Annotated in this window: 28 protein-coding genes and 1 tRNA gene; 6 read left to right on the top strand and 23 right to left on the bottom strand. The window is 61.8% G+C overall.

The window, feature by feature from the left end; translation table 11 throughout:
• Positions 1 to 43 precede the first annotated feature (43 nt).
• Positions 44 to 922, bottom strand: coding sequence for an N-formylglutamate amidohydrolase (locus KYT87_RS10035; protein WP_046807414.1), 879 nt, complete (start codon positions 920 to 922; stop codon positions 44 to 46).
• A 2-nt stretch (positions 923 to 924) separates the two neighbouring features.
• Positions 925 to 1,917 carry a tripartite tricarboxylate transporter substrate binding protein gene (locus tag KYT87_RS10030; protein ID WP_219992148.1) on the bottom strand — a complete coding sequence of 331 codons (993 nt, stop codon included), beginning with the start codon at positions 1,915 to 1,917 and terminating at the stop codon, positions 925 to 927.
• A gap of 138 nt (positions 1,918 to 2,055) precedes the next feature.
• Between KYT87_RS10030 and KYT87_RS10025 the strand changes: the two genes are divergently transcribed.
• On the top strand, positions 2,056 to 2,991 hold the full coding sequence (locus KYT87_RS10025) for a LysR substrate-binding domain-containing protein (RefSeq protein WP_219992147.1): 936 nt from the start codon (positions 2,056 to 2,058) through the stop codon (positions 2,989 to 2,991).
• Between the two features lie 131 nt (positions 2,992 to 3,122).
• Here the strand turns inward: KYT87_RS10025 and KYT87_RS30000 are convergent, their stop codons facing one another.
• From KYT87_RS30000 to KYT87_RS10000, 6 genes are all read right to left on the bottom strand, one after another.
• On the bottom strand, positions 3,123 to 3,338 hold the full coding sequence (locus KYT87_RS30000) for a hypothetical protein (RefSeq protein ID WP_025135384.1): 216 nt from the start codon (positions 3,336 to 3,338) through the stop codon (positions 3,123 to 3,125).
• 103 nt (positions 3,339 to 3,441) lie between these two features.
• Complete coding sequence (locus KYT87_RS10020) at positions 3,442 to 4,551, bottom strand: AGE family epimerase/isomerase (RefSeq protein ID WP_219992624.1); 1,110 nt, start codon at positions 4,549 to 4,551, stop codon at positions 3,442 to 3,444.
• A gap of 149 nt (positions 4,552 to 4,700) precedes the next feature.
• Positions 4,701 to 4,913 (bottom strand): hypothetical protein, encoded by a 213-nt coding sequence (locus tag KYT87_RS10015; RefSeq protein WP_008159938.1) that lies wholly within the window; start codon positions 4,911 to 4,913, stop codon positions 4,701 to 4,703.
• A 338-nt stretch (positions 4,914 to 5,251) separates the two neighbouring features.
• Positions 5,252 to 5,476 carry a hypothetical protein gene (locus tag KYT87_RS10010; protein ID WP_046807417.1) on the bottom strand — a complete coding sequence of 75 codons (225 nt, stop codon included), beginning with the start codon at positions 5,474 to 5,476 and terminating at the stop codon, positions 5,252 to 5,254.
• Between the two features lie 54 nt (positions 5,477 to 5,530).
• On the bottom strand, positions 5,531 to 6,277 hold the full coding sequence (locus tag KYT87_RS10005; RefSeq protein ID WP_046807418.1) for a sulfite exporter TauE/SafE family protein: 747 nt from the start codon (positions 6,275 to 6,277) through the stop codon (positions 5,531 to 5,533).
• A 79-nt stretch (positions 6,278 to 6,356) separates the two neighbouring features.
• On the bottom strand, positions 6,357 to 7,268 hold the full coding sequence (locus KYT87_RS10000; protein WP_046807430.1) for a DMT family transporter: 912 nt from the start codon (positions 7,266 to 7,268) through the stop codon (positions 6,357 to 6,359).
• A 160-nt stretch (positions 7,269 to 7,428) separates the two neighbouring features.
• On the opposite strand from KYT87_RS10000, the gene KYT87_RS09995 reads away from it, so the two are divergent.
• Both KYT87_RS09995 and KYT87_RS09990 read left to right on the top strand, forming a co-directional pair.
• Entirely contained in the window at positions 7,429 to 7,899 is a 471-nt protein-coding gene (locus KYT87_RS09995; protein ID WP_006218755.1) for an Lrp/AsnC family transcriptional regulator, read from the top strand.
• Positions 7,900 to 8,013: 114 nt separating this feature from the next.
• Positions 8,014 to 8,247 (top strand): hypothetical protein, encoded by a 234-nt coding sequence (locus tag KYT87_RS09990; RefSeq protein ID WP_046807419.1) that lies wholly within the window; start codon positions 8,014 to 8,016, stop codon positions 8,245 to 8,247.
• Positions 8,248 to 8,326: 79 nt separating this feature from the next.
• Here the strand turns inward: KYT87_RS09990 and KYT87_RS09985 are convergent, their stop codons facing one another.
• Both KYT87_RS09985 and KYT87_RS09980 read right to left on the bottom strand, forming a co-directional pair.
• On the bottom strand, positions 8,327 to 8,917 hold the full coding sequence (locus tag KYT87_RS09985) for a YSC84-related protein (RefSeq protein ID WP_046807420.1): 591 nt from the start codon (positions 8,915 to 8,917) through the stop codon (positions 8,327 to 8,329).
• 227 nt (positions 8,918 to 9,144) lie between these two features.
• Positions 9,145 to 9,348: a hypothetical protein gene (locus KYT87_RS09980; RefSeq protein WP_223264989.1), complete on the bottom strand. Its 204-nt coding sequence runs from the start codon at positions 9,346 to 9,348 to the stop codon at positions 9,145 to 9,147.
• A gap of 307 nt (positions 9,349 to 9,655) precedes the next feature.
• On the opposite strand from KYT87_RS09980, the gene KYT87_RS09975 reads away from it, so the two are divergent.
• The gene (locus tag KYT87_RS09975; RefSeq protein WP_219992146.1) at positions 9,656 to 10,609 is read left to right on the top strand and encodes a succinylglutamate desuccinylase/aspartoacylase family protein; all 954 of its coding nucleotides are present in this window, start codon (positions 9,656 to 9,658) and stop codon (positions 10,607 to 10,609) included.
• A gap of 37 nt (positions 10,610 to 10,646) precedes the next feature.
• On the opposite strand, the gene KYT87_RS09970 is transcribed toward KYT87_RS09975, so the two are convergent.
• Positions 10,647 to 11,081, bottom strand: coding sequence for a GNAT family acetyltransferase (locus tag KYT87_RS09970; RefSeq protein WP_219992145.1), 435 nt, complete (start codon positions 11,079 to 11,081; stop codon positions 10,647 to 10,649).
• A gap of 320 nt (positions 11,082 to 11,401) precedes the next feature.
• A complete protein-coding gene (locus KYT87_RS09965; protein ID WP_219992144.1) occupies positions 11,402 to 12,316 on the bottom strand; it encodes a PhzF family phenazine biosynthesis protein in 915 nt (304 codons plus the stop codon).
• A gap of 237 nt (positions 12,317 to 12,553) precedes the next feature.
• On the opposite strand from KYT87_RS09965, the gene KYT87_RS09960 reads away from it, so the two are divergent.
• Positions 12,554 to 12,940, top strand: coding sequence for a hypothetical protein (locus KYT87_RS09960; RefSeq protein WP_046807431.1), 387 nt, complete (start codon positions 12,554 to 12,556; stop codon positions 12,938 to 12,940).
• A gap of 77 nt (positions 12,941 to 13,017) precedes the next feature.
• Here KYT87_RS09960 and KYT87_RS09955 read toward each other — a convergent pair whose 3' ends face one another.
• The 11 genes from KYT87_RS09955 to KYT87_RS09905 form a co-directional block, all read right to left on the bottom strand.
• The gene (locus KYT87_RS09955; RefSeq protein ID WP_255594043.1) at positions 13,018 to 13,707 is read right to left on the bottom strand and encodes an alpha/beta fold hydrolase; all 690 of its coding nucleotides are present in this window, start codon (positions 13,705 to 13,707) and stop codon (positions 13,018 to 13,020) included.
• A 126-nt stretch (positions 13,708 to 13,833) separates the two neighbouring features.
• Positions 13,834 to 14,580, bottom strand: coding sequence for a hypothetical protein (locus tag KYT87_RS09950; protein WP_219992142.1), 747 nt, complete (start codon positions 14,578 to 14,580; stop codon positions 13,834 to 13,836).
• A 323-nt stretch (positions 14,581 to 14,903) separates the two neighbouring features.
• A tRNA-Pro gene (locus KYT87_RS09945) sits at positions 14,904 to 14,980 on the bottom strand.
• 232 nt (positions 14,981 to 15,212) lie between these two features.
• Positions 15,213 to 15,656, bottom strand: a complete 444-nt coding sequence (locus KYT87_RS09940) for a MerR family transcriptional regulator (RefSeq protein WP_046807426.1) — start codon at positions 15,654 to 15,656, stop codon at positions 15,213 to 15,215.
• A 58-nt stretch (positions 15,657 to 15,714) separates the two neighbouring features.
• On the bottom strand, positions 15,715 to 16,056 hold the full coding sequence (locus tag KYT87_RS09935) for an integration host factor subunit alpha (RefSeq protein WP_006218744.1): 342 nt from the start codon (positions 16,054 to 16,056) through the stop codon (positions 15,715 to 15,717).
• A gap of 3 nt (positions 16,057 to 16,059) precedes the next feature.
• Positions 16,060 to 18,477: a phenylalanine--tRNA ligase subunit beta gene (gene pheT, locus KYT87_RS09930; protein WP_219992141.1), complete on the bottom strand. Its 2,418-nt coding sequence runs from the start codon at positions 18,475 to 18,477 to the stop codon at positions 16,060 to 16,062.
• Between the two features lie 13 nt (positions 18,478 to 18,490).
• Positions 18,491 to 19,513 (bottom strand): phenylalanine--tRNA ligase subunit alpha, encoded by a 1,023-nt coding sequence (gene pheS / locus KYT87_RS09925; protein WP_006218742.1) that lies wholly within the window; start codon positions 19,511 to 19,513, stop codon positions 18,491 to 18,493.
• 77 nt (positions 19,514 to 19,590) lie between these two features.
• A complete protein-coding gene (gene rplT, locus KYT87_RS09920; RefSeq protein WP_006218741.1) occupies positions 19,591 to 19,950 on the bottom strand; it encodes a 50S ribosomal protein L20 in 360 nt (119 codons plus the stop codon).
• A 15-nt stretch (positions 19,951 to 19,965) separates the two neighbouring features.
• On the bottom strand, positions 19,966 to 20,163 hold the full coding sequence (rpmI, locus tag KYT87_RS09915; protein WP_006218740.1) for a 50S ribosomal protein L35: 198 nt from the start codon (positions 20,161 to 20,163) through the stop codon (positions 19,966 to 19,968).
• 382 nt (positions 20,164 to 20,545) lie between these two features.
• Complete coding sequence (locus KYT87_RS09910) at positions 20,546 to 22,078, bottom strand: YifB family Mg chelatase-like AAA ATPase (protein WP_219992140.1); 1,533 nt, start codon at positions 22,076 to 22,078, stop codon at positions 20,546 to 20,548.
• Between the two features lie 361 nt (positions 22,079 to 22,439).
• Complete coding sequence (locus KYT87_RS09905) at positions 22,440 to 22,691, bottom strand: accessory factor UbiK family protein (RefSeq protein ID WP_006218738.1); 252 nt, start codon at positions 22,689 to 22,691, stop codon at positions 22,440 to 22,442.
• 773 nt (positions 22,692 to 23,464) lie between these two features.
• Between KYT87_RS09905 and KYT87_RS09900 the strand changes: the two genes are divergently transcribed.
• The gene (locus tag KYT87_RS09900; RefSeq protein ID WP_006218735.1) at positions 23,465 to 23,803 is read left to right on the top strand and encodes a P-II family nitrogen regulator; all 339 of its coding nucleotides are present in this window, start codon (positions 23,465 to 23,467) and stop codon (positions 23,801 to 23,803) included.
• The last annotated feature ends 1 nt before the right edge of the window (position 23,804 follow it).

The raw sequence follows: 23,804 nt of genomic DNA, 5'->3' as shown, positions 1-23,804 counted from the left end.
CACACAAACGACTCTATTTTGTCGACTGTTATGTTGTCGACCGCTACTTGGTCGCCGCAACCGCGTCCATGCGCACACGCACGTAATCGGCCACCTGGGCAAGCACGGTCGTCAAATGCCCGCGCAACAAGTCGAATCCGGCGTTGCGCTCGCGCGTGGCTTCGTCCATATACAAGGGGCGCCGAATCTCGACCTGCAAGCTGTGCCGGTTCAACGCCGGCTGGCCGATCTGCGCAATCAATTGCACGCCCTTGTAGGGGTCGTTGCGCGCCACGGTATAGCCCAGGTCGCGCAGCGCTTTTTCGATCAGCGCGATGAATTCAGGCTCGCAAGTTGTACCGTCCCGGTCGCCCAGCACGAAGTCCGCCAGCGGATGTTCGCTTTGCCGGCCCAGGCGTTCGTACGCGTCGTTGGGCATGGAATGCAGGTTCAGGTGCCACACCGCGCCGAAGCGTTGTTCGGCGCTGCTGATGGCCTGCGACAACGCCGCGTGATAGGGCTCGTAGTAAGCCTGGATGCGATGCCGCACCTCGGCCAGGCTCAGCTTGCGATCGTAGATGGGCGTGGCCTTGTCCATGCGGCGCCAGATCAGCCCCTTGCCCAAGCGGGTCTTCTCGCCCGGCGACAGCGGCTGCGGCCACGGTTCAGCCAACAGGTCGGGGTCCAGGTCCTGCAAGGTGCGGTTCGGGTCGATGTACACGCGCGGAAAGTGGGCGGCAATCAGCGTTGCACCCAGCGTGGGCGCCGCCGACCACAACGCGTCCACGTGCGTGTCTTCGCCCTGGCGCAATTGCGCTTGCGTTGCCACCGCCCCGAAATCGTCGGGATAGCGTTCACCGCTATGCGGCGAATCACAGACCAGCGGCAAGGCCGGCCCCTGAGGTTCATGCACGGAAACCACGTTGAAATCGGCAAGCGTCATCGTCAGTCAGCCTGAATGTTGGCGGCTTTGGCCACCTTGGCGTAGCGGGCCAGGGCCTGTTCGATCTGGACCTGGAACTCTTGGGGCGTCGTGGGCATCAGCGTACCACCCACGTCTTCGGCCTTCTTGCGGAACTCGGGGTCTTGCATCGCCGCGCGCACCGCCTGGTTCAGGCGGTCGACCACGGCCGTCGGCGTACCGGCCGGGGCCACCAATCCGAACCAGCCGCCCGTGCCCATGTCGGGATAACCCAGTTCGATATAGGTCGGCACGTCCGGCAGCAGCGGCGAACGCTCGGCGCCCAGCACGGCCAACGCACGCAGCTTGCCGCCCTGCACCTGCGGCAGCGTGGACGACAGGTTGTCGGTGATGGCGTCGACCTGCCCGCCCATCACGTCGTTCAACGCAGGACCCGCCCCACGGTAAGGCACGTGCAGCAGCTTGATGCCGGACAGCATCATGAAATTCTCGATGTTCACATGCCCCAGCGATCCCACGCCGGGCGAGGCGAAGCTGTAGCGGTCAGCCGGCGCCTTCTTGGCCAGCGCCACGAATTCCGCCATGTTCTTGGCCGGGATATTCGGGTTGATGGCAAGGATGCTTGGCACCGCCAGCACGTTCGCCACAGGCGCGAAGTCCTTGATCGGGTCGTAATTCATCTTGCGATACACGGCCGGGTTCGAGCCGTGCGTGCTCATCGTCGCCATGCCGATCGTGTAGCCGTCGGGCGTGGATCGCGCCACCTGTTCCATGCCCATCGAGCCGCCTGCGCCCGCCTTGTTTTCAACCACGATGGTTTGCTTGAGGTCGCGACCGGCATATTCCGCGACCAGGCGGGCAACGATGTCGGTCGAACCGCCCGCGGCGAACGGCACCACCAGCTTGATGGGACGCGAGGGGTAGTCGGCGGCTTGGGCAATGGCGGCAAAGGACAGCGTGGCGAACATGCCGGCAAGCGCAAAGCGCGCGGACCGGCCAAGCAGGCGGCGAGACATGGATCGACTCCGAAAGGGAAACGTTGAAGTAAGGGTCAGAACTGGTTGTCAGACAGAGACAGGCCGCCAGTGTCCAAACTTTACGATCCCCTTTCAAACGACTATATTGCACTCCTTCATTACCAAAGGTCATGCTAAATGCGGCTGCATTCGCCGTCCATGTCCGAGCTGCACGCCTTTATCGCGGCGGCACGCTTGGGAAGCTTCACCCTGGCGGCCCAGACGCTGTGCGTCACCCAAGGTGCCATCAGCCGTGCCATTGCCCGCCTGGAGGCCCACTTCGGGCAGCCGCTGATGCATCGCAATGCGCATGGTCTGACGCTGACCGAGATGGGCCAGAAGCTGTATGACGGCGCGCACACGCCGCTACAAGCCATCGAAAAGCTCAGTGCCGACCTGCGGGCGGATGACCGCCGGTTGCGCTTGACGCTATCCACGGTGCCCACCTTGGCCAGCGCCTGGCTGGTGCCGCACTTGCCGGACTTTCATCGGCGCCATCCCGATATCCAGCTTAATTTCGCAGCCTATCGGCGCAATGAGGACTTCTCTAGCACCACGCCAGACGCCAGCATCTTGTCCGGCACTCCGGAACAATGGCCCGGATGCCAGGCCGATTACGTCATCGGCCGGGAGGTGGTCGTTATTTGCCACCCCGACCGCTTGGCCGCCCGCCAGGTGCAAGGGCTATGGAGCACCCCGCACGGCCTGCTGGGCGAACCCCTGCTCTTTCACACCAACGGCCAGGACAACTGGGCGCAGTGGTTCAACGCAGCCGGCGTGCCACGCCATGCCGTTACGCTGTCCAAGGGGTTTGATCAGGTGTCCATCTTGATCCGCGCGGTCATGGCGGATATGGGGGTCGCGGTATTGCAACGCTGCCTGGTGCGCGACGAACTTCAATCCGGCCAGGTGGCCGCGCCCTTCCCTGATCTGCCCATTCGTCTGAGCCGGGGATACCACCTGTGCGCGCCAGCGCAGCGCCGCGACCATTACGCGCTGGAATGCTTCCGGCAATGGTTGCTGGACACGGCGCAAGCCGACCCCGACGTTATCGCGGCCAGATCGGCGTCGTGAAAACGGCGAAAGGCCGTGAAGTGCGGGACGTCTCCATCGACACTTCTGGTTTCACCGCGCGCGGTATACTTGAAACCAAATAAAACGGGCCTCTTCACAGAGGCCCGACTTTAAGTGCGGCGATAAAACGATCAAGGTGCCAGCTTGAATCCCAGGTCCACGCCCCACTTATCGGTTTCACGCAACCATTTCGCCCCGCAGCTCAGGCACCGGAAGTGATCTTCGCGACTCTCTTCGCGCCCTTTCTGCGTGGGATTGGTGAAACCTTGATGTCCCAGGTGCGAATGCGGCGCGACGCCGGCAAGGCCCGGGTTAATGCGTTGGCAAGCCAAACACATAACGCTCATTGATGCTTCCCCACAAACAGTGTTAGCAAATTGTAAGGGATTTCACCAATGTTTTTCTATCGATTTATAACAATTGAACGACAATAATTGTTAACAAGGGCGTTTAAACAACGTTAGGCATCGCCGCCAGGCAAGTGGCCAAATGGTACGGCGATGTCGACGGCATGTCGGCACGCACCACCTCGCCCTGCCCGTTCAGGCATTCGTGCCAACCGCCGTCATGGACGAAATGGGTACGAAAACTGGCCAGCCCCGACTCCAGCGTCGGCCAATCGCCCAGCACCGCCAGCGCCCTCAGGTATTCCGTCTGCGCCCAAATCCGCCGCGTACCGTCCACCACCGCCCCCGACTCATCCAAGGACGCCAGCACGCCCGGGCCTTGTACGTCCACCCCGTGCGCGCGTGCCCATTGCACCGCGCGCGGCAAGGTTTCCACCAGCTCCAGCCCTTCAAACACCTGCGCCGCGCCGTGCACCAGCGACAGCCATTCAAACTGGTGACCCGGTTCAAGCCGGTTGCCCGCCGTGCCTTGCAACGCTTCGGAAATGCACTGCGTGGGACCGTGCACGAAGAACTGGCTGACACCTTGCGCCAGCGTGCGCAGATGCTGGGCAAACAGCGCGGGCTCGGCAACCTGGGCGGCCGCCAGATACGCTTCCGTAAGGTGCATCATGGGATTTTGCGCGGGCGGGCGCAGCGGCGTCAGCCAATCGGCGCTAAGCGCCGCATGGTAGAGCCCATCATTTGTCTTGAAGCGCGCCTCAATTGCCGACGCCGTCGCCAGCATGAGTTTGCGCGCATCCGCATTACGGCTGCGCTGAAAATACGCCGAACACGCCAGCACCACGAAGGCGTGGGTATATAAGTCCTGGGTGTCGTCCAACGGGCGCGCCTCGGCGTCCACGCTGTACAGCCAGCCGCCATGTTCATTGCGAAACACGCGGCACAAGGACGCAAACAAGCGGTCCGCATGCTGGCCCGCGGCAGCACCAGACGCTTCTGAGAAAACATAGAGTTGACGCGCGCATGCCATGGCCCGATATCGGCTGGGCGGCAGCGGCTTGCCCGTTGCGGCATCCAGCGATTCGTAGGGCAGACCCAATACGCCGTTGAAACCCTGCCCCATCCAGAGCGGCAGGATAACGGAGTCGAAATGTGCGCGTAACGCGCGGACATGCTCCGTCAGAATAGGAGTGGTCTGTGCGGCAATCATCTTGGAACGACCCATACCCGAAAAGGGCCCCAGGTTTTGGAGCAGCAACGATAACCGAAAATTTCGTCGCAAATTTTGGAGTATTTTCCGCAGCCTCATGCACACACAGACCGGTACCACCGATCAGCTCCGTCCAGGGCGGATAAGCCCTATCGGAAGATGTTTTCCTCGACCCAGTTCTGCGCGAATACTTCCGCGCGATCTCGTGCTTCGTCTAATGAAGCGCAGTTGCCCAAGTGGGAAAACGCGGCATCCACTTCGGTGCCGCCCTCGGCCGTTACCGTCAGCAAGACGCCATATCCGCCGGTATCCATGGCCGCTGTGGAAACGTCGATCAGTACTTCCTGGTCACGATGCTGCATGTGCTACCTCCCAGTCGGTTACCTAAACGCGTGAACCACGCGTGACGTGGCGGGACGAAATCCCGCGTAATTGAATAGACCTGAAAGCGTCACGCAAGTTCATCTTACTGGCGAGATAACAAGCGCGATACGTCCGGAAGATGCCAAATCACACATTCCGTCTCAGGAGATTCCCGAACTGCCCTATAAATACCCCCTGCCTTGCGACATAACGCGAAATCATTCGCAAACTATGCGGCAATTGGGCGCAACTTGCTTCAAACCGCAGCAAGCCAAAACGCATAAGGGGGATCGATATGTGCTGCAAGAAAGCCGGCGAGCGTGCCGGCGGGCAGCGTTCAGCGCACGTGGATGGCGCTGGGCTCTTCCATGCGAAGGGCGAGCTTGCCCTTTTCGGTGATCAGCCAGCGGCCATCTTCGCCGGGCTGAATGCAGCGCAAAGTTTGAAGTGCCTGCGAAATTTCGACAGGCACTTGTGCTTGCGCGGCGCCGGGTTCGCTGTTGTCAGCCACGATGCGCAGCCAATGACCCAGTTCGCCTTTCTGAAAACGATGCAATGCCATGCTGATTCTCTCTTCAATGGCGTTAACGATAGCATGCTCGTCAAGCCCGCCCGGCTATGCAAAAAGCTTGGGCACCGACGACACCAGCAAGGCAATGCCGGACAACGTCAAGAGGCCCAGCACCACGCGCCGAAACGTCACGTCGCTGATGCCGACATACACCCGCGCGCCCAGTAATGTCGGCACCAGCATGGCCGGCACGATGATGGCAAACAGCGGCAGCATGTCTGTCGTTACCACCCCGGTGACGATGTAGCTTGCCATCGTCACCGCCAGCATCGACAAGTTGAAATTCTGAATGACCGAGCGCTGCACGTCGCGCTCGAAGCCGCGCAAGGTGCACCACAACGTCGGGATGACGCCGGTGAAGCCGCCGATGCCGCCCATGATGCCGCCCATCGCCCCCACGACTCCATCCGCCACCTTGCCGCCCGCCGTAATACGCGGCAAACGCGTGGCGAACAACATGATCGGACACCAGACGGCCAGCAAGCCGCCGATGAAGGTCTTGAATATCAAGGGGTCAAGATGCGGCAAGACCTTTACCCCGATGGGGATGCCCACCAATCCGCCTAGAACAAACGGCAACAGGTTCGACCAGGAAAAGCCCCGGCGCACGGTGAATGCCGCCAGCAGCTGGCCGGTCAGTGCGCCGAAGACCGTCATCGCGGCAGCCAGGCGTGGGTCGATGGTCCACGCCCAGAACGACATTGCCACCATCCCGAAGCCGAACCCAGACAATCCCTGAACGAAGCCGGCAGCCACCGCGCCCAACACGACCAGCACATATAGCGAATCCATTTCTGCCCCATTTGCCGCATTTCTGCCGCGCATCCCCACGCGTTGCCAGGCCCCTCCCGGCGCGACATTCTAGTGCGTTCTACGAAGGCCGCAGTGCAAGCGGGCGCTTCACGCGCGCGGCGACCGCCGAGGCGGCGACGCTGATGCCGATCAACGTCAGGCCCAGCGCCAGGTCGGCCGACAGGCGTTCATGAAAGACGACGGACGACACGACAAGGCCGATCACCGGCACGCACAGCATCGCAATGGACGTAGCCACGGGCGGCATTTTTTGCGTCATGCCCAACACCACGATGAACGTCAGTGCCGTCGCAAGCGGACCGGTGTACAGGATGATCGGCCACGCATCGGGCACCGTCAAAAAGCCGGGCGCGCCATCGCGCATCCAGGCCAACGCCGCCAACGGAATCGTGGCAAGCGCGGTTTGCCAGGGAATCATGTCGGCGCCCAGGCGCACGTGACGATTGCCGCGCAGCTGGATGATGTTGCACGCCCACGCGAACGAGGCGCCCAGCAGCATGACCAGGCCCACTACGGTATGCGCCTGCCAAGGGCTGAATGCCGGCGCCACGATCACACCGATGCCCGCATAGCTGAGCGCCGTCGCCACCCATTGGCCGGCGTTCAGGCGTTCTTTCAGAATCAGTGCCGACAAGGGGATGACCCAAATCGACGTCGCGTAGGCGACCACGGACGCTCGTCCCGGCGCCACGTACTGCAAGGCCCACAACGCCAGCGCGGTAAACGCGCCCATCTGCAACAGCGCCACGCCGGCCACCAGCGGCCATTCCTGGCGTGTGGGAAACCGCAGTCGACCCAGCGCCGCCAACACCAGCACGCTGACCACCGCAGCGGATCCAAACCGGCTGGCGGCAAGCCACAACGGGCTCATGTGTGCCAACCCCATCTTCATGACGGGCCAGTTTCCACCCCAGACCATGACCGCGCCCACCAGCGGCAAAAACTTGCGCAACGTGCTTTGCTGACTTATCACCACAGGATCTACCGCTTGAATATTCCGCACTTCGGCCCATTTGCCGAAGAAAGAAATAGTCTATAGGGTTAACCCCAGCATATTTCACCTCAATTTGCTCCGATACACTGCTTGCCCAGCACGAACGAATTGCCAAGCAACGACAACTAGGTGACTTATGCCGGAAATCAACCTGGATGCGACCGACATCCGAATCCTGAACGAACTTCAACGCGATGCGCGACTGACCAACGTCGAACTTGCCGCCCGCGTGAATCTGTCCGCTTCGCCTTGCCTGGCGCGCGTGCGGCGGCTGGAAACCGACGGACTGATCGACCGCCGCGTCACCCTGCTCAATGCGCGCAAGCTGGGCCTGAAGGTCAACGTCTTCATCCAGATCTCGCTGGACAAGCAGCGCAAAGCCGCGCTGGACGTGTTCGAACGCGAAATCGCCGTGCTGCCGGAAATCATGGAGTGCTATCTGATGTCGGGCGACGCCGACTATCTGATTCGCGCCTTGGTGCCCGACGTGGACGCGCTTGAACGACTGATCGTCGAGCACATCACGCGCATCCCCGGCGTGGCCAGCATCCGTTCAAGCTTCGCGCTCAAGCAGGTGCTGTACACCACCGCCGTTCCGCTTGCCTGACGGATACCAGGCGACGCGTTCCGAAACTTGCGGGATCAGTCGGCCGCACGCACAATGATTCGTCGGCGCGGCATGCGCGCCGGCTTCCCTCCCATCGCTTAGCAAGGAGCAACCATGCCCGAAACAGAATGGTCACCCGGCAGCGCGCTACCCGATCGTCAGGGTTACTTCGAAGTGGAATTCGACACAGGCGAAACTGAAATCACCCGATACGGCATGCTGGGTTGGGAACCCGAGGCCGAACGCGGCCGCATACTGCGGTGGCGCGGCCTGGATCCAGCTATTGAAGAAGCCGAAATCCAGCGCGAAAGCGCCGTGCGCAATAACGGCGACACGTTGCTCGGCTAACCCATAGCCCCCGCAAAAAAAACGCCGCGGAGTTGAATCCGCGGCGTTTTTCTTGGCCAAAGGTTTTCAGCCGTCAGGCTTACCAGTCAAGCTTCGAGATCTTGGTGCCGGCCAGCGAAACGCCCGCCATCAAGCCACCGTTGTTCATCACGAAACCCACGATCGGCTGCTGCGCCGTATTGGTATCGATGCGGCCGTTGGCTCCGATGTTCACCACGGCAACCGTGGCGTCCGCGCCGACGGTCCAACCACTGCTGTTGCGGAACTTGTTCAAGGCGTCATCCGTCATGAACAACAACACCATGGCCTTGGACTGCGCGCCGGCCTGGAAGCCGATCGAGCCCGCCGTGGTGCTGTAGTAACCGGCATTAGAGCCGCCCACCCGCAACACGCCGTTGCCATGCTCGGCGCCCACGATGAAGCTGCCGCTCAACACGTCGGGGAACACCAGCACACCCTTGGCGCGCGCCACCAATTCCTTCGATTGCGGCGAAGCCTCGTACAGCTTGGTTAATGTGGCGTTGGCCGCGCTATTCATGGAATCGCGCTTTTCGGTTGAGGTCGCCGAGGACTTCGGGGTGGTCGTGGTGCAACCGGCAAACAGCACACCAGCTACCCCGATCGTCGCGGCAATACCTACACGACGCAGAACAGGAAAAGTGTCAAGCATGGAACGCTCCTTTATTGTTGTCAGCCAGTACCACTGTACCGGTCAAACCCGCTGAAGCAAGGCACACGATTGTGTAAAACGAAACAAAACCTACCCGCCTTCATCTCGTGCGCAATGCCCCGGATCCAACAGCCATGGGCCTGTGCGGGCCGAATCTCTTGCCTTGCTGCTGCAACATTTAGTAGAGGCTGCCCCGACAGGACCTCATGCCCGGCGTTGCCGCGCGCCTACAGAATGCCGTACCTCGGTTCGCCGGTGGACGCATCCACAGACACGATTCCAGACAGCACCAATTCCGCATGACGCCGCGCCACGTCGGCATCCGCGAACGTGACAAAGCGGGGCAAAGACCAGCGTTGCTGCTGCGCCCCTCCGTTGCCTGGGCGGCTCACGATGACCTCGATAGCCATCACGCCAGCATCCAGACTCACGATCTCACAACCCACTTGAAAACCATCGATATGGCGTTGCGGTCCCGCCCCCATTCCGCACTCCTGAAATCAAACACTCCGCGCGCAATATGCCAAAAAAAAATGGTACTGAAAAGCAGTGCTTTTAGCGGGTCATGAAGCACTAGTACACCTAGTACTCCAGCATCTTGCACACGCCCGCATGACATCGAAATTTCGTCTTTTGAAGCCGATGCGGTCTTTTTTTCATTCATGCGATCACAGCGGGCGATTTGCTCGGCGCGGTCGGGGGGTATATTGCAACGTTCACCAAGAGGCCTTTCGTTCCATGCAAACATTACCTTTTGAACCCGACACAGCCCCCCTCGAAGTCCTGCCCCGCGACCTGTCTGCATACCGCGAAGGCAACACCGGCATCCCGTACGTGCATCGCTTTGAATCCGGCGTCCCGGGTCCTCACGTGCTGATCAACGCCATCACGCATGGCAACGAAATCTGTGGCATGGTCGCCGCCACGCATCTGCTGGACACCGGTGTGCGGCCCAAGATCGGCACGTTGACCGTCAGCTTTGCCCATGTCGAAGCGTATGAAGCCTTCGACATCGAGAACCCGTACGAGAACCGGCAGCTGGTGCATAACCTGAATCGCATCTGGTCGGCGGCCATGTTGGACGGAACAGAAGATAGCCCCGAACTGCGCCGCGCCCGCCAACTGCGACCGGTGCTGGACGCCGCCGATTTTGTGCTGGATATCCACTCGACCCGCGCCCCCGTGCAACCGTTCTGGGTCTACAACGAGATGGACCGCAATACCGCCCTGGCGGCCGCCGTTGGCGCGCCCGCGGTGCACCTGGTGATGCCGCAGCATAAATTTCCCGGCACGGGCGTCATGGGCTACGGCCATCATGGGGACCCGCTGTCCGACAGCCAGGGAGCCCTGGTTGTCGAATGCGGTCAGCACTTCGCGCGCTCGGCCGCCGAATTGGCCACCGACGTGACGATGCGCTTTTTGGCCCACACCGGCCTCATCGATGCGCCCCTGAACGCCCCGCCGCCGCCCATTCCGCAACGCTTTCGTTTGCTGGAAGTGCACATGGTCAAGTCCGAAGACTTCCATTTCACTCGCCATGTCATCGGCTTTGAAACCTTCGACAAGGGCGAACTCATCGCGATGAACGGCGACGAGGAAATCCGATCCCCTTGCGACCGCTGCACGATCTTCATGCCCACGCGCATGCCGATCGTCGGCAGGGAAGCGGTCTACCTTACCGAAGCCATCTAAGCCACCTGGCGCACGATGCGCCAGGCGGCAACGCGGCCTACCTGTCAGGGATGAGGCGCTTGCCCATGCTGATCACTTCATCCAGCTCAAAGCCCAAGCTTTTGTAGAAGCTCTGCACGGCGACGTTGCCGAACCGGATCAGCAGATTGATCTTCGGGCAGCCCATCTGAAGCAGCTTGGCTTCGACAGCGCGCATCAGCTCGGTGGCATAGCCCCGCCGCTGGTGCGCGGGCGCCACCGCCAGATAATTGATCCAGGCGCGGTGCCCGTCATAGCCACCCATCAGCGTGGCGACGATCACGCCGCGGATCTCACCAACCAGAAACAACTCCGGCTGCACGGTCAGCTTGCGGGCAATATCCTTGGCGGGGTCGTTCCAGGGACGCGTCAGGCCGCAGTCGCGCCATAGCTGGATCAGCGCCGCTTCGTCAGCGGGTTGGTAGGGCCGGATGGCCAGGGTTTCGCAGGTCATGCTTCGTTCCTTCAATCAGGGAAACGAAGGCTCGGCGATACGCCTCGGAAGCTACAGGGCGGCAAAGGACTTACCGCAAAAACAAAAAGGCCACGAGAGGTATCGTGGCCTTCAGGGAAAGCGCCGAAGGGTCGGCGCCTGTACGTGACTAGCCACTCAACGTAAACGTCGAGCGGCTCGTCGGTTGTCTGCCAAGCATGCGGCAGGAAAATCATGGGGATTCATGCGGGCAAGCTTACACGAGCGCCTGCCCTGGGATCAATACCGGCTTACTGTGAATACCGGCTTACTGTGAGTGCCGACTTACTGTGAATACCGGCTTACTGTGCGCCGGGCGCCGGCAACGTGCCTTCCATCACCACCACGGCATGGCCCGCCACCCCGGCCCACACGCCGTCGGTGCGCGGCTCGGCATGGGCCAGCAGCAGGCTTGGCCGCCCCATGTCGACGCCCTGCCCCACGCGCAACGTCAGTTTGCCCTGGTCCCGCAACGCCGCGCGCAGCGCCGTGACAGCGGCCGTCGCGCTACCGGTGGCGGGGTCTTCCGTCATGCGGCCGGTGAACATGCGCGCCTGGATATCGGTGGGCGCATCAATCGTGTCGCTTGAGGTATCGGTGGTGTAGACGTAAATGGACTTTGCGCCATCCAGCGGCAGCAACGCGGCGTAGCCCTGCGAATCCGGCGAGGCGCGGCGCAAGGCATCGCGGCTGGCCAACTGCGCCACCAGAAAAATCAAACCCACCGACACGACTTGCGGCGCATGCTCGGACGTGTCCACGTCCTCGGGGTTCAATTTCAATGCACGCGCCAGATCCGCAGCCGACACTTCGCTAGCGCGCGACAGCGGTTGCGGCGCCAGAAGCTCGACGCTTTCCACACCCTTGGCGCCCGCGCGCAACGTAATGCGCACCAAGCCTGCTTCTTCTTCGAAGACAAACGCGTCCGGCATCGGGCGCCCCGCCGCGACCATCTCGCGCGCCAGCACCACGGCGGTGCCTACGTTGGGGTGCCCCGCGAACGGCACCTCGCGATCAGGCGTGAATATCCGAACCCAGGCCGTATTACCGGGGTCCTTGGGCGGCAGCACGAAGCTGGTTTCCGAATAATTGAACTCTCGCGCAATGCGCTGCATCTGCGCGCCATCCAGCCCCTGCGCGTCCAACACGACAGCCAATGGGTTGCCACAATAGGTTTGGCCGGTAAACACATCGGCAGTGACATAGCGGTAGCGCATGCGGTCTTCTCTTTGGCGGTGGTAAGGCGACGAGTATGCGCGCGGTCAGCCACGTTGCAACAGGCACAGAAGACGGGGATTTTCGCCATAACAGCAGGGGCGGAGTCGAGTACCCTGTGGTGCTGGATCGCAATCGCGCGCAGCGGCACTCACGCCAAGCCGCCATTGCGTTCGCGCACTACCGCGCCGGGCCGCAATCGCGCACCCGAACGCGTTTACTTTTGCAAGGAATGCATCATGGAAAACCCCTTTGGCGACGCCGAAGAACCCGCAGTCGGCCACCGGCAATACCTGGTCCTGATCGCGGCATCAAAAGACAACGCGTCACTCGCGCAAAAGCAGCTGGAAAACCTGAAGAAGTTTGTCGACGATCGGGCAGCGCCGCTATGGATCGACGCCAAAGGCATCGGCGTGCTGTTGACCACCGATATGGTCGCCTCGGAAATCTGGCGCGTCATGTTGCCAAAGGACGCCCCGGACCTTGGAGACACCCGCAACATGCTTGTCCTGGAAATTGGCAAAGACTGGGCCGCCCGCCGCGACGACAAGATCGAACACTGGCTGGCCTCACACGTCGGCTCCCCGCTACCGCCCATGCCGCGTGGCGCGGGTAAGAAGCGTTAAGCCGATTAAACGTCCGCGCGCCGGTGCATCGTCAATCTCTCAAGCCGGAGCGTGCACGGCACGCGCCAGGCGGACGATCAGGTAGCGCTCGCGATAAACGCGGCCAGGCGCGCGTTCAATTCCGCAGGCCGATCCAGGCTGGGCAAATGCGCCGTGCAGGGCAATTCCGTGCCAATGCCATAAGGGAGCAACGCGGCAACTTGTCTGCTACGCGCCTGGATATGTGGAAAGTCGCAAGCGCCCCACAATACAAGCGTCGGCACTTCGATTTCGCCCAGGCGCTGGTACGCAGCCACGTTATCGATGCTTGAGCCGCGATACGGCGCGCTTAATATGGCGCCGTTCATTTCCAGAAACAGCGTGCGCGCGGCGCCCGACACCCGCCCTTCCTGCTCGAACGGGCCATCCAGGAACAGGCGCGCCTTCAAGGCATTGATACGTTCCTGATCACCCGCCGCGCCGGCCCGCTTCAGTTCTTCCATCAGTTCGTGCACCGCTGGCGAATGCACCGGGTCGGCCGCGCCGGCAACGGTCGGCGAAATCAACACCAAACCGCGCACTCGCGACGGGTGCAACAGCGCCGCGTCCAGTGCAACGCGGGCGCCTTGCGAACAACCCACCACAATTGCCGGCTTGCCTTCTGCCAACGTATCCAGCACTGCCACCAGATCGGCAACCGCTGAATAATCTTCCACTTCGGCACGCGTCCGCCCGTGGCCGCGACGATCATAGGCAATAGCGGTATTCGTTTTCGCGACTTGACCCATCTGCGCCTCCCACATACGGCTGTCGCAGATGGCGGCATGCAGGAATAGCACCGGGTCGCCACGTCCCGCCGTCTCGGCAAAAAGCGACGCCCGGCCACTCGTTATGTGATGTTGGCTTCGCATCAATCAAACCACCACGGCAGCGCCGCCGATCTTCTCCGCGCTGCCGCGTGAGGATTCGCGATAGGCGACCGCGGCCATCACCGCCGCTATGACCATCATGGCCGTGCAGATCAGCATGCCGAGCAGGCCATAAGCGATGCCGGACAAGGTAACGCGGCGCGCAACGTCGACGACCAAGGTCTTCGTGACGCCCGCCGACACGACAAGGCCAAACAACACAATGGCCAACGGCCAGCGCCGAAAGACCATGGTTTGGCGCACCTCCTTGAATCCGTATTCGCCTGATGACGCGGCGCGCGGCAGGCTCGGCACATAGACCGCGCCGGCGTATATCGTTGGCACCCAGATCAGACCAAGCAGGCTGAACAACGCGACAAAGAACTTTGCGTCGCCACCGCTATTCAGCGCGAAGTAGAGCCACAGCGGAATGTCGGCGGACGCACGCAACACCGCGCCCGCCACGACGACGAATAGAACCAGCAGCGCCAAGTGCTTTGCCTCGGCATTGGCCGGCCGCTTTGGCTGTTCGATCACGACGTCCCTACTGGCGACGACATCCATCCATGCGAACGTCATCCGTGCCAATGCCAGCAAATTAATCAGCGCCAGCAGCAGGAACACAAATTGGATCGCGCCCACAGACTTGGACGCCAGCAATGCAAAAGGAAGCGATAGAAAAAACACGCACAAGGACCATGGCGCCGCAGCCACCATGTTCCTGCCGTATTGACCAATGGCATTGAAGGTCAACGCGATAAGACGCCTACCAGCGAGTTTACGAGCCACGGGAACCCTTTGCGAACGAAGTCGGGACGCTAGTTATACCAGCACATTGATGAAGGCAATGTGGTGTTGCTGCGCCCGTATCCTCCCGCTGGCATGCTGTTCGCTAAGGTGTCTCGGCTAAGGTTTCACAATCTGTCGCGGAGGGCGTGGGCTGCCGATAGCGATAGCGATCGGGGGATGGGCGATGCGCGGATGTCGGCGCGATAGGTGCAGATATCGATGCAACGAACCTGATTCGGAAATGAGAAAGGCCGTTAGTGATTTCTCACTAACGGCCTTGGAACTTCTGGTCGGGACGGCGGGATTCGAACTCGCGACCCCTTGCACCCCATGCAAGTGCGCTACCAGGCTGCGCTACGCCCCGAAAGAAAAAGAGTATAGCAGAACAAAAATAAGTTTGCACGCATTGGTGCAAAAAAAGTGCTGAATACTCAAAAAAATTTGCGCTTCATGTTCGTCGTCTGCACTAGCTATCTATCAGACGGCGCATGAAGCGCAATGCACTGCTTGTTGCCGCGCGCGAAGCGGATCAGCGACGCGCGTTGCGGATAACGCTTTCTATCAAATGCGGGTTGGCGCGGATGAGGCCAACCGGCTTATGCCACCGTGCTGACGGTGCCGCTGCTTGCGCTGGCGGCCACGTTGGTCACGTTAGCGGGCAGGCCCAAGGCGTCTGCCAACATCGTAGAGACGCTGGCAAGCTCGTTGCGCAGGCCTTGCATTTCGGCGCCCGACAAACGAACGGCGGCGTCTTGATCGTGCGGCATATCGCGCGCATCGCCCAGGCGATTGCGCGCACCGCTGATCGTGAAGCCTTGTTCATACAGCAAGGAACGGATGCGGCGAATCAGCAGCACTTCGTGATGCTGATAGTAGCGGCGATTGCCGCGCCGCTTGACCGGCTTGAGCTGGGTGAATTCCTGTTCCCAGTACCGCAAGACGTGAGGCTTGACGCCACACAGCTCGCTGACTTCACCAATGGTGAAGTAACGCTTGGCGGGAATGGGCGGCAGGGTAACGGTGGATTCAGTACGTGTCATAAGCGAATTTTATGCCGCGAGTAAGCTGGGTGCCGATAACAATTACCGACAAAGCGTATCACTCCGCGGCGTCGGGTGCAGCAGGGGTCGCCTGCTCTACCACGCTCTTGAGTTTCTGACTCGCGTGGAACGTGACCACGCGGCGTGCGGCGATGGGAATGGTCTCGCCGGTTTTGGGATTGCGGCCAGGTCGTGGCGGCTTGTCGCGCACCTGGAAATTGCCGAAACCCGAAAGCTTCACGGAATCACCGCGAGCCAAGGCGTCACGGATTTCTTCGAAGAAGGTATCGACGATGTCCTTGGCCTCGCGCTTGTTCAAGCCGACCCGCTCGAAGAGCAGTTCGGCAAGCTCAGCCTTGGTCAGGGTGCGTGGCTCGGCAGCAAGCATACTGTTCCCCATGGTTCATGTACGCTGGCGCGCGCCGTGGGCGCCAACCAATGCATCCTTGATGCGGGACAGGCAATCCGCCACACGGGCTTCGTCCAGGGTGACCTCAGTGTCCTGTAGCCAGAAACGGAAAGCAAGGCTTTTCTCCGTGACGGGCTCGCTGCCATGGGCCTTCTCGCGCCACACGTCAAACACGCGCGCGTCCTGCACAACTGCCAGTTGCGCATCCGCCTTGACCGCGGCAAACACCGTGTCCAGCATCGATTGCGTAGACACCGAAGCGTCCACCCACAGCGCCAGGTCGCGCACGACCACGGGCTGGCGCGAGAGCTCGCGCACTTGAGGCAACTCGCCTTCGGACAAGGCTTGAACGTCAAGTTCGAACACGACGGGCGCGTGCGCCAAGTCTGCCTGCTGCGCCCAACGCGGGTGCAGTTCGCCGACCCAGCCCACTTGCTTGCCATCGAGCTCGATGCGGGCGCTGCGGCCCGGATGCAGCGCGGGATGCGACGCAGCTTCGAATCGCAGACGACGACCGCGGGCGCCAAACAACGCCTCGACGTCCATCTTCACGTCAAAGAAATCGACTTGGCGCGTGGCCACGCCCCACTGCTCTTCAACGGCCGGGCCCCAGGCAGCGCCCGACAAGCGCATCGGTTGGCGCACGCCCGCAACTTCCAGCGGACCGTCTTGCGCACTGGCGTCGCGCATGAAGACGCGACCCAGTTCGAACACGCGAACGCGCGACTGCTTACGGTTGGCGTTGTGGCGGATGTTGGCGACCAAGCCACCAATCAGGCTGGAACGCATGACCGACAAATGGCTGGCAATAGGATTCACCAGGCGAACCGGCGTGTCGTTGCCGGCGTAGTCGCGTTCCCAATCGGCTTCAACGAAGCTGTAGTTCACGACTTCCTGGTAATCCTGGGCGGCCGTCAGGCGACGCAGCGCATGCGCGCCACGATGCACTTCGGGCTGCGAGAACATCTTGGCGCGCGCCATCGGCGGCACATCGGGAATGCTCTCGAAGCCGTAGATGCGAGCCACTTCCTCGATCAGGTCTTCTTCGATTTCAAGGTCGAAGCGGTACGACGGCGGGCTGACGATGAAGTCATCGCCTTCGACCGTGAACTCCAGACCCAGGCTGGCGAAAATCTTGGCGACCTGCTCTTGCGTGACGGGCACGCCAAGCACGCGATGGCAGCGCGCCAGGCGCATGCGGACAGGCGCGCGCGTAGGCAGGTTGACGATCTGGTCATCCAGCGGGCCGACCTGGCCGCCGCAGATGTCGACGATCAAGCGCGTAATGAATTCGATGTGTTCGGGAATGCTGGCGTAGTCCACGCCGCGCTCGAAGCGATGGCTGGCTTCCGAGCTGAACTTGTAGCGGCGCGCGCGACCCGCAATGGCCTGCGGCCACCAGAACGCGGCTTCCAGATAGACGTTCTGCGTGTCCAGCGTTACGGACGTGGCTTCACCACCCATGATGCCGGCCAGGCTTTCCACCTGGTCGCCGGCCACCACCACGCCGACCTTCGGATCCAGCGTGATGGTCTGGCCGTTCAGCAGTTCCAGCGTCTCGCCTTCGCGCGCCCAGCGCACGGAGATATCGCCACCGATCTTGTCCAGATCGAACACGTGCGACGGGCGGCCCAACTCAAGCATGACGTAGTTCGAGATGTCGACCAATGCCGACAACGAACGCTGGCCGGCGCGCTCAAGGCGCGTCTTCATCCAGTCTGGCGTTGCGGCGCGAGCATTCACGCCACGAATAACGCGGCCGGCAAAACGGCCGCACAGGTCGGGAGCTTCGATCTTGACGGGCAGACGATCTTCAAGCTGCACGGGCACGGCAACGGCCGTGGGCACCGACAACGGTGCGCCCGTCAGCGCAGCCACTTCGCGCGCCACGCCAAGTATCGACAGGCAGTCGGCGCGGTTGGGCGTGAGCTTGAGCGTGAAGAGCGTGTCGTCCAGGTCCAGCGCTTCGCGGATGGACTGACCGGGCACCATGTCGGCGGGCAGTTCCAACAAGCCTGCGTGGTCTTGCGACAAGCCCAGTTCGCGGGCCGAGCACAACATGCCCGACGATTGGACGCCGCGCATTTTTGCTACGCCGATCTTCATGCCGCCAGGCAGTTCAGCGCCCACGCGTGCCAATGGCACCTTCAGGCCGGCAGCCGCGTTCGGCGCGCCGCACACGATTTGCAGGCGTTCGCCGGAGCCATCGTCCACTTGGCACACGCGCAGCTTGTCGGCGTCGGGATGCGGAGCGATATCGACGATGTGACCCACGACCACGCCGGTAAAGGCCGGGGCGGCAGGCGCCGTCTCTTCGACTTCCAGGCCGGCCATGGTGAGGCGGTGCGCGAGTTCGTCGGTTGCGATGGGAGGGTTGACCAGCGTACGCAGCCAGGATTCGGGAAATTGCATGATCAGCCGTCTGTTATTCGTTGAACTGGCGCAAGAAGCGCAAATCGCCTTCGTAGAACTGGCGCAGGTCGTTGACGCCGTAGCGCAACATCGTCAGGCGCTCAAGGCCGGAACCAAAGGCAAAGCCGATGTAGCGCTCGGGATCAAGGCCGAAGTTGCGCACCACTTCGGGGTGCACCTGGCCCGAGCCGGAAATTTCCAGCCAGCGACCACGGTTGGGACCCGAGGTGAACATCATGTCGATTTCGGCGGACGGCTCCGTGAACGGGAAGAACGACGGGCGGAAGCGCACGACAAGATCATCGCTTTCAAAGAAGCAACGCAGGAAATCGGTGTACACGCCCTTCAGGTCGGCAAACGAGATGTCCTCGGCGATCCAGAGCCCTTCCACTTGGTGGAACATGGGCGAGTGCGTGGCGTCGCTGTCGACGCGATAGGTGCGCCCGGGTGCAATCACCTTGATGGGCGGCTTGTGCATGCGGGCATAACGCACCTGCATGGGGCTGGTGTGCGTGCGCAGCAGCAGCGGCAGGCCGTCGGCGTCGTTCATGTCGACGTAGAACGTGTCCTGCATGGAACGCGCCGGATGGTCCAGCGGGTTGTTCAATGCGGTGAAATTGGTCCAGTCGTTTTCCACTTCGGGGCCGTCGGCCACGTCGAAGCCAATGGAACGGAAGATAGCTTCCACACGTTCCCAGGTCCGGATCACCGGATGGATGCCCCCCGGCGCGCGACCGCGGCCCGGCAGGGTGACGTCAATGGTTTCAGAAGCCAGTCGGGCGTCCAGTTCCGCCTGCGCCAATGCAGCGCGGCGCGAATTCAGGAGCTCTTCGACTTGTTGCTTGGCCTGATTGATACGGGCGCCCATCTCGCGCTTCTGCTCGGGATCGAGCTTGCCCAGACCCTTGAGCAGCACCGTCAGTGCGCCTTCCTTACCCAGGAATCGAGCCTTTGCGTTCTCGAGCGCGGCGGCATCCGTAGCCGCGGCGAACCGTTCTTGCGCCTGGGAGACCAGGTCGTCAACCAATAGAGTCATGAAATCCAGCCTTCAAAACGCAAACGGGGCTATTACAGCCCCGTTTGCAGCGATGCGCGATGAGTTAAAGCGCGCGATCAGGCAGCCAAGGCAGCCTTGGCTTGCTGCACGATGGCGGCAAAGCCGGCCTTGTCGCGCACGGCCAGATCGGCCAGGACCTTACGATCCAGTTCAATCGAAGCCTTCTTCAGACCAGCGATGAACACGCTGTAGCTGACGCCATGTTCGCGGACAGCAGCGTTGATACGCGTGATCCACAGAGCACGGAACGTGCGCTTCTTGTTACGACGGTCGCGGTAGGCGTATTGGCCAGCGCGCATGACTGCTTGCTTGGCAATACGGAACACATTACCGCGGCGGCCACGGTAACCCTTGGCGGCGGCAATGACTTTTTTGTGACGTGCGCGGGCAGTTACGCCGCGTTTGACGCGAGGCATATTAAGTCTCCCTTATCAAGCGAAAGGCATCATGGCCTTGACGGAGGCCACGTTGGATTCATGAACGGCCGTCGAGCCGCGCAATTGACGCTTGGCCTTCGTGGTCTTCTTGGTCAGAATGTGGCGCTTGAACGCCTGACCGCGCTTGATGGAGCCGCTGCCGCGAACCTTAAAGCGCTTGGAGGCGCTTTTCTTGGTTTTCATCTTGGGCATGATGATTCCCTAAACTTAAACTCGTTGTTGATTTGACATGACGCGAGGTGCTTGGGCGCTGGTGGCTGGCAGCCCGAAGGCTGGTACCGACACAACGGCAAAACTTGTAAACCTGTTGCCACTTCTTGGGGGGTACTGCTGGGTACTGCTGCCGAGACATTGCTGTACTGCTACCGGCAAACGCCTATTAATTTTCAGCGCGGCCAGCTTGGCTTATCTCTTTGCTGCTACTTCTTTGCTGCTACTTCTTTCCTGGAACGTCTGCCGCTAAAAAGCACGCCAGATCCGGGAAAGCCTTTGATTATATGGTGATTTCCTGGGTGTTGTCGAGCCGGAATGCGGAAAAACCCCAGGTGGACGCACAGCCGGCTTCCAAGGAACCCTACAAACCCGGCCGGCGGTACTGAACCGCCTGGGCAACATGACTGGCAGCCAGCGCGTCGGCCCCTTCAAGATCGGCGATCGTGCGGGCAACGCGCAGCGCCCGGTGCAGCGCCCGCCCGGAACCCGACAAACGCCGCATGGCCTGAAAGAGTAGCGCCTGCGCATCCGCCTGCATCACACAGTGCTGATCCAGCTCGGCGCCGCTCAACGCGGCGTTCAGCTTGCCCTGACGGTCGTGCTGCCGCTGTCGGCAGCGCGTGACCCGTTCAAGCACGTGCCCGGAGGCTTCGCCAGGCGGGCCCGCCATTGATTCGGGGTCAGAGGGTGGCAGTGCCACGTGCAGGTCGATCCGATCCAGTAGTGGCCCCGATATCTTGCCCACATAGCGCGCAATCTGGTCCGGTTTGCATACACAGGCCCGCACCGGGTGCCCGCGCCATCCGCACGGGCAGGGATTCATTGCCGCGATCAATTGAAAACGCGCCGGAAATTGCGCCGCGTGTAACGCCCGGGCGATAACCACCCTGCCCGCCTCCAAGGGCTCGCGCAAGGCTTCCAGCGTGCGCCGACTGTACTCGGGCAGTTCGTCCAGGAACAGCACGCCATTGTGCGCCAGGCTGATCTCGCCTGGGCGCGGCCGGCTGCCCCCGCCCACCAAGGCGGCGACCGAGGCGGAATGGTGGGGTGCGCGAAACGGCGGCTGGCCCATCAACGTTTGCGGCAAGCCCGCCAAGGCGGAGACGGCGGCCGCTTCCAACGCCTGGGATCGATCCAGCAGCGGCAGCAAGCCCGGCAAACGCGACGCCAGCATGCTTTTACCGGCGCCTGGCGGACCCACCATCAGCAGGCTATGGCCGCCCGCCGCCGCCACTTCCAGCGCCCGCCTTGCACCCGCCTGCCCCCGGACATCCGACAGGCACGGCCCGGGTGGCGCCTGTGGCCATGCCTTGGGGACGGCATCGGCAAGGCGATGCGAGCCGGCCGCATGCGCGGCGACATCGGCCAGGCTGCGCGCGGACAAAACGCGCAGGTCCGGCACCCATGCGGCCTCTTCAGCGCTGCCCGCCGGCAGTATCAGCGTGGCGCCGGGTGCATCCCGCGCCACGCTCAAGGCAATAACCAACGGTGCGGCAACGGGCACCAGCGCGCCGGTCAGGGATAGTTCGCCGGCGAACACCAGATCAACCAAAGAGGGATCAGGCCCCCTTGGCTGCCCCTCCCCTTGGCCCGCAACGGGCGCGGATAGCTGACCGGAAGCCAGCAGCAGGCCCAACGCGATAGGCAGATCAAAGCGACCTGATTCCTTGGGGATGTCGGCCGGCGACAAATTGACAGTGATGCGGCCGGGCGGGAAATCAAACCCGCTGTTCAATATCGCGGCACGCACGCGTTCACGGCTTTCGCGCACTTCGGTGTCCGCAAGCCCCACGACGTTGAAGCTGGGCAGGCCGGGGCCCAAATGGGTCTCGACCCGAACAGCGTGCGCGTGCATGCCGCTGAGCGCGCGGCTGGCAAGTACGGCAAGCGTCAAGACAGTCTCCGTGAATACAAGACCGTCAGTATCGGCAATTCCGTCCGGCGCGATGGGCCGAGCGGGACAATGATGTCCCTTGTTCCTTGCCCCCCGTTCCTTGTCCCCCGCTCCTGTTCCCCGTTCCTGTTCCCCGTTCCTGTTCCCCCCTCCTCTGACCCCGCCCCTGCCCCCGATCGCCCGGCCCCGATCACTTCTCCGAGATCGCTTGCGCGTGCCCCTCCTTCCCCGTTCCCCAAAAGCAAAACGACCGCACGGTGCGGTCGTTTTGATTTGCTTTGTGACGGGGACTGCCGAGCGGCTCACGGTGAGCGGCTCACGGCGAGCGGCTAGCTGCTAACGGTTAGCTCCTGACGGCACATCACTTGTCGAGGGCGGACAAGCGCGATTCCATCTGTTGTACCTGTGCGGCAAGCTGGTCCACGCGGGCGCGCGTACGCGCCAGCAAATCGGCTTGCACGTCGAATTCTTCGCGCGTGACCAAGTCCAGCTTCGAGAACGCCTGCGTCATCATCGCGCGCACATTGCGCTCCACATCCGCAGCCGGGCTGCGGGCAATCAGGTCAGAAATATTTTTCTGGATGTCTTCCATCCACTGGGTGCGATTATTCATAACGGCCTCTCTGGTTCTTGATGCCTCAAGTGTAGTGCCTTGCCGAGCCGACGCAGCCACGCCTCGCCAGCGCGCGCCAAAAAAAAGGGCGGGCCGCATGCGGTGACCGCCCATCAAAGCACAGGAGAAAACCGGGCTGCCATGGCGGCAACCCCCTACCAACATCGTTACAGGCAACCCATCCGGCTTGCCGATCGCGCATATAAATCCGACGACTGCTTGCATTGCGCCGTTAGCTGCGTCGTGCCAGCAACGGCAGCCCACTGCGATTTGGCCGCCTAGAGGCTGCTTGACGCTTACTGGTTGACGCTTGCCTGGGCCGGAGCTGTCTTGATTCTTCTTCACCCGTCCCCCGGCAACAAGCCGACGCCTGTAATCCCTGGTATCAAGGGAATCCTCCATTTGGCGGATTGAATGGCCGCCCGATTACCGAACGCGGCGGCCTTGAAACGCAGGGCACCGTTGCGCTGCAACGCTCCGCGGCCGGTTCATACCGACCGGGCAGACCGGGCACCGAAGAAAACGGCAATACAAACCGCAACGGCCACGGCATCAACTGGCTACAAATGCCGCTTTTGAAACATATTTCGTTGCATGCACCCAATGGCGCGCATCACGCACCATATTGAGGCCGCTCCGTGGTGCATAACGCCCCAGATTGGTGCGCACAGGCACAACATGCGCGCGTGCAGCCCGCATTCCACGCGCCAGGAAACATGGCATGGATATTGCTTGATAGTCGGAGCCAACGTGCAACCATGAGAGGAAATGCCATGAAACTCATCATCGCCATCATCAAGCCCTTCAAGCTCGACGAAGTGCGGGTGGCTCTATCCGGGATCGGCGTCCAGGGCCTGACTGTTACCGAAGTAAAGGGTTTTGGCCGTCAAAAGGGCCATACCGAGCTGTATCGCGGCGCGGAATACGCCGTGGACTTTCTGCCCAAGCTGCGTGTCGAAGCCGCCGTGCCCGATCACCTTGTGGACCAGGTCATCGAGGCGATCGAGCAAGCCGCTCGTACCGGCAAGATCGGTGACGGCAAGATCTTTGCCGCCCCGCTGGAACAGGTGATCCGTATCCGCACAGGTGAAGCTGGCGAAGCTGCGCTGTAAA

Origin of the sequence: Achromobacter sp. ES-001 (assembly GCF_019448355.1) — a bacterium.
In the GTDB taxonomy this organism is placed as follows: Bacteria; Pseudomonadota; Gammaproteobacteria; order Burkholderiales; family Burkholderiaceae_B; genus Achromobacter; species Achromobacter spanius_B.
This window is presented reverse-complemented; position numbering and strand designations above follow the sequence as displayed.

Bases quoted from the DNA above. Each gene is read 5' to 3' on its own strand.
- KYT87_RS10035 (WP_046807414.1), bottom strand. From the start codon at position 922: ATGACGCTTGCCGATTTCAACGTGGTTTCCGTGCATGAACCTCAGGGG.
- KYT87_RS10030 (WP_219992148.1), bottom strand. From the start codon at position 1,917: ATGTCTCGCCGCCTGCTTGGCCGGTCCGCGCGCTTTGCGCTTGCCGGC.
- KYT87_RS10025 (WP_219992147.1), top strand. From the start codon at position 2,056: ATGCGGCTGCATTCGCCGTCCATGTCCGAGCTGCACGCCTTTATCGCG.
- KYT87_RS30000 (WP_025135384.1), bottom strand. From the start codon at position 3,338: ATGAGCGTTATGTGTTTGGCTTGCCAACGCATTAACCCGGGCCTTGCC.
- KYT87_RS10020 (WP_219992624.1), bottom strand. From the start codon at position 4,551: ATGATTGCCGCACAGACCACTCCTATTCTGACGGAGCATGTCCGCGCG.
- KYT87_RS10015 (WP_008159938.1), bottom strand. From the start codon at position 4,913: ATGCAGCATCGTGACCAGGAAGTACTGATCGACGTTTCCACAGCGGCC.
- KYT87_RS10010 (WP_046807417.1), bottom strand. From the start codon at position 5,476: ATGGCATTGCATCGTTTTCAGAAAGGCGAACTGGGTCATTGGCTGCGC.
- KYT87_RS10005 (WP_046807418.1), bottom strand. From the start codon at position 6,277: ATGGATTCGCTATATGTGCTGGTCGTGTTGGGCGCGGTGGCTGCCGGC.
- KYT87_RS09995 (WP_006218755.1), top strand. From the start codon at position 7,429: ATGCCGGAAATCAACCTGGATGCGACCGACATCCGAATCCTGAACGAA.
- KYT87_RS09990 (WP_046807419.1), top strand. From the start codon at position 8,014: ATGCCCGAAACAGAATGGTCACCCGGCAGCGCGCTACCCGATCGTCAG.
- KYT87_RS09985 (WP_046807420.1), bottom strand. From the start codon at position 8,917: ATGCTTGACACTTTTCCTGTTCTGCGTCGTGTAGGTATTGCCGCGACG.
- KYT87_RS09975 (WP_219992146.1), top strand. From the start codon at position 9,656: ATGCAAACATTACCTTTTGAACCCGACACAGCCCCCCTCGAAGTCCTG.
- KYT87_RS09970 (WP_219992145.1), bottom strand. From the start codon at position 11,081: ATGACCTGCGAAACCCTGGCCATCCGGCCCTACCAACCCGCTGACGAA.
- KYT87_RS09965 (WP_219992144.1), bottom strand. From the start codon at position 12,316: ATGCGCTACCGCTATGTCACTGCCGATGTGTTTACCGGCCAAACCTAT.
- KYT87_RS09960 (WP_046807431.1), top strand. From the start codon at position 12,554: ATGGAAAACCCCTTTGGCGACGCCGAAGAACCCGCAGTCGGCCACCGG.
- KYT87_RS09955 (WP_255594043.1), bottom strand. From the start codon at position 13,707: ATGGGTCAAGTCGCGAAAACGAATACCGCTATTGCCTATGATCGTCGC.
- KYT87_RS09940 (WP_046807426.1), bottom strand. From the start codon at position 15,656: ATGACACGTACTGAATCCACCGTTACCCTGCCGCCCATTCCCGCCAAG.
- KYT87_RS09935 (WP_006218744.1), bottom strand. From the start codon at position 16,056: ATGGGGAACAGTATGCTTGCTGCCGAGCCACGCACCCTGACCAAGGCT.
- pheT (WP_219992141.1), bottom strand. From the start codon at position 18,477: ATGCAATTTCCCGAATCCTGGCTGCGTACGCTGGTCAACCCTCCCATC.
- pheS (WP_006218742.1), bottom strand. From the start codon at position 19,513: ATGACTCTATTGGTTGACGACCTGGTCTCCCAGGCGCAAGAACGGTTC.
- rplT (WP_006218741.1), bottom strand. From the start codon at position 19,950: ATGCCTCGCGTCAAACGCGGCGTAACTGCCCGCGCACGTCACAAAAAA.
- rpmI (WP_006218740.1), bottom strand. From the start codon at position 20,163: ATGCCCAAGATGAAAACCAAGAAAAGCGCCTCCAAGCGCTTTAAGGTT.
- KYT87_RS09905 (WP_006218738.1), bottom strand. From the start codon at position 22,691: ATGAATAATCGCACCCAGTGGATGGAAGACATCCAGAAAAATATTTCT.
- KYT87_RS09900 (WP_006218735.1), top strand. From the start codon at position 23,465: ATGAAACTCATCATCGCCATCATCAAGCCCTTCAAGCTCGACGAAGTG.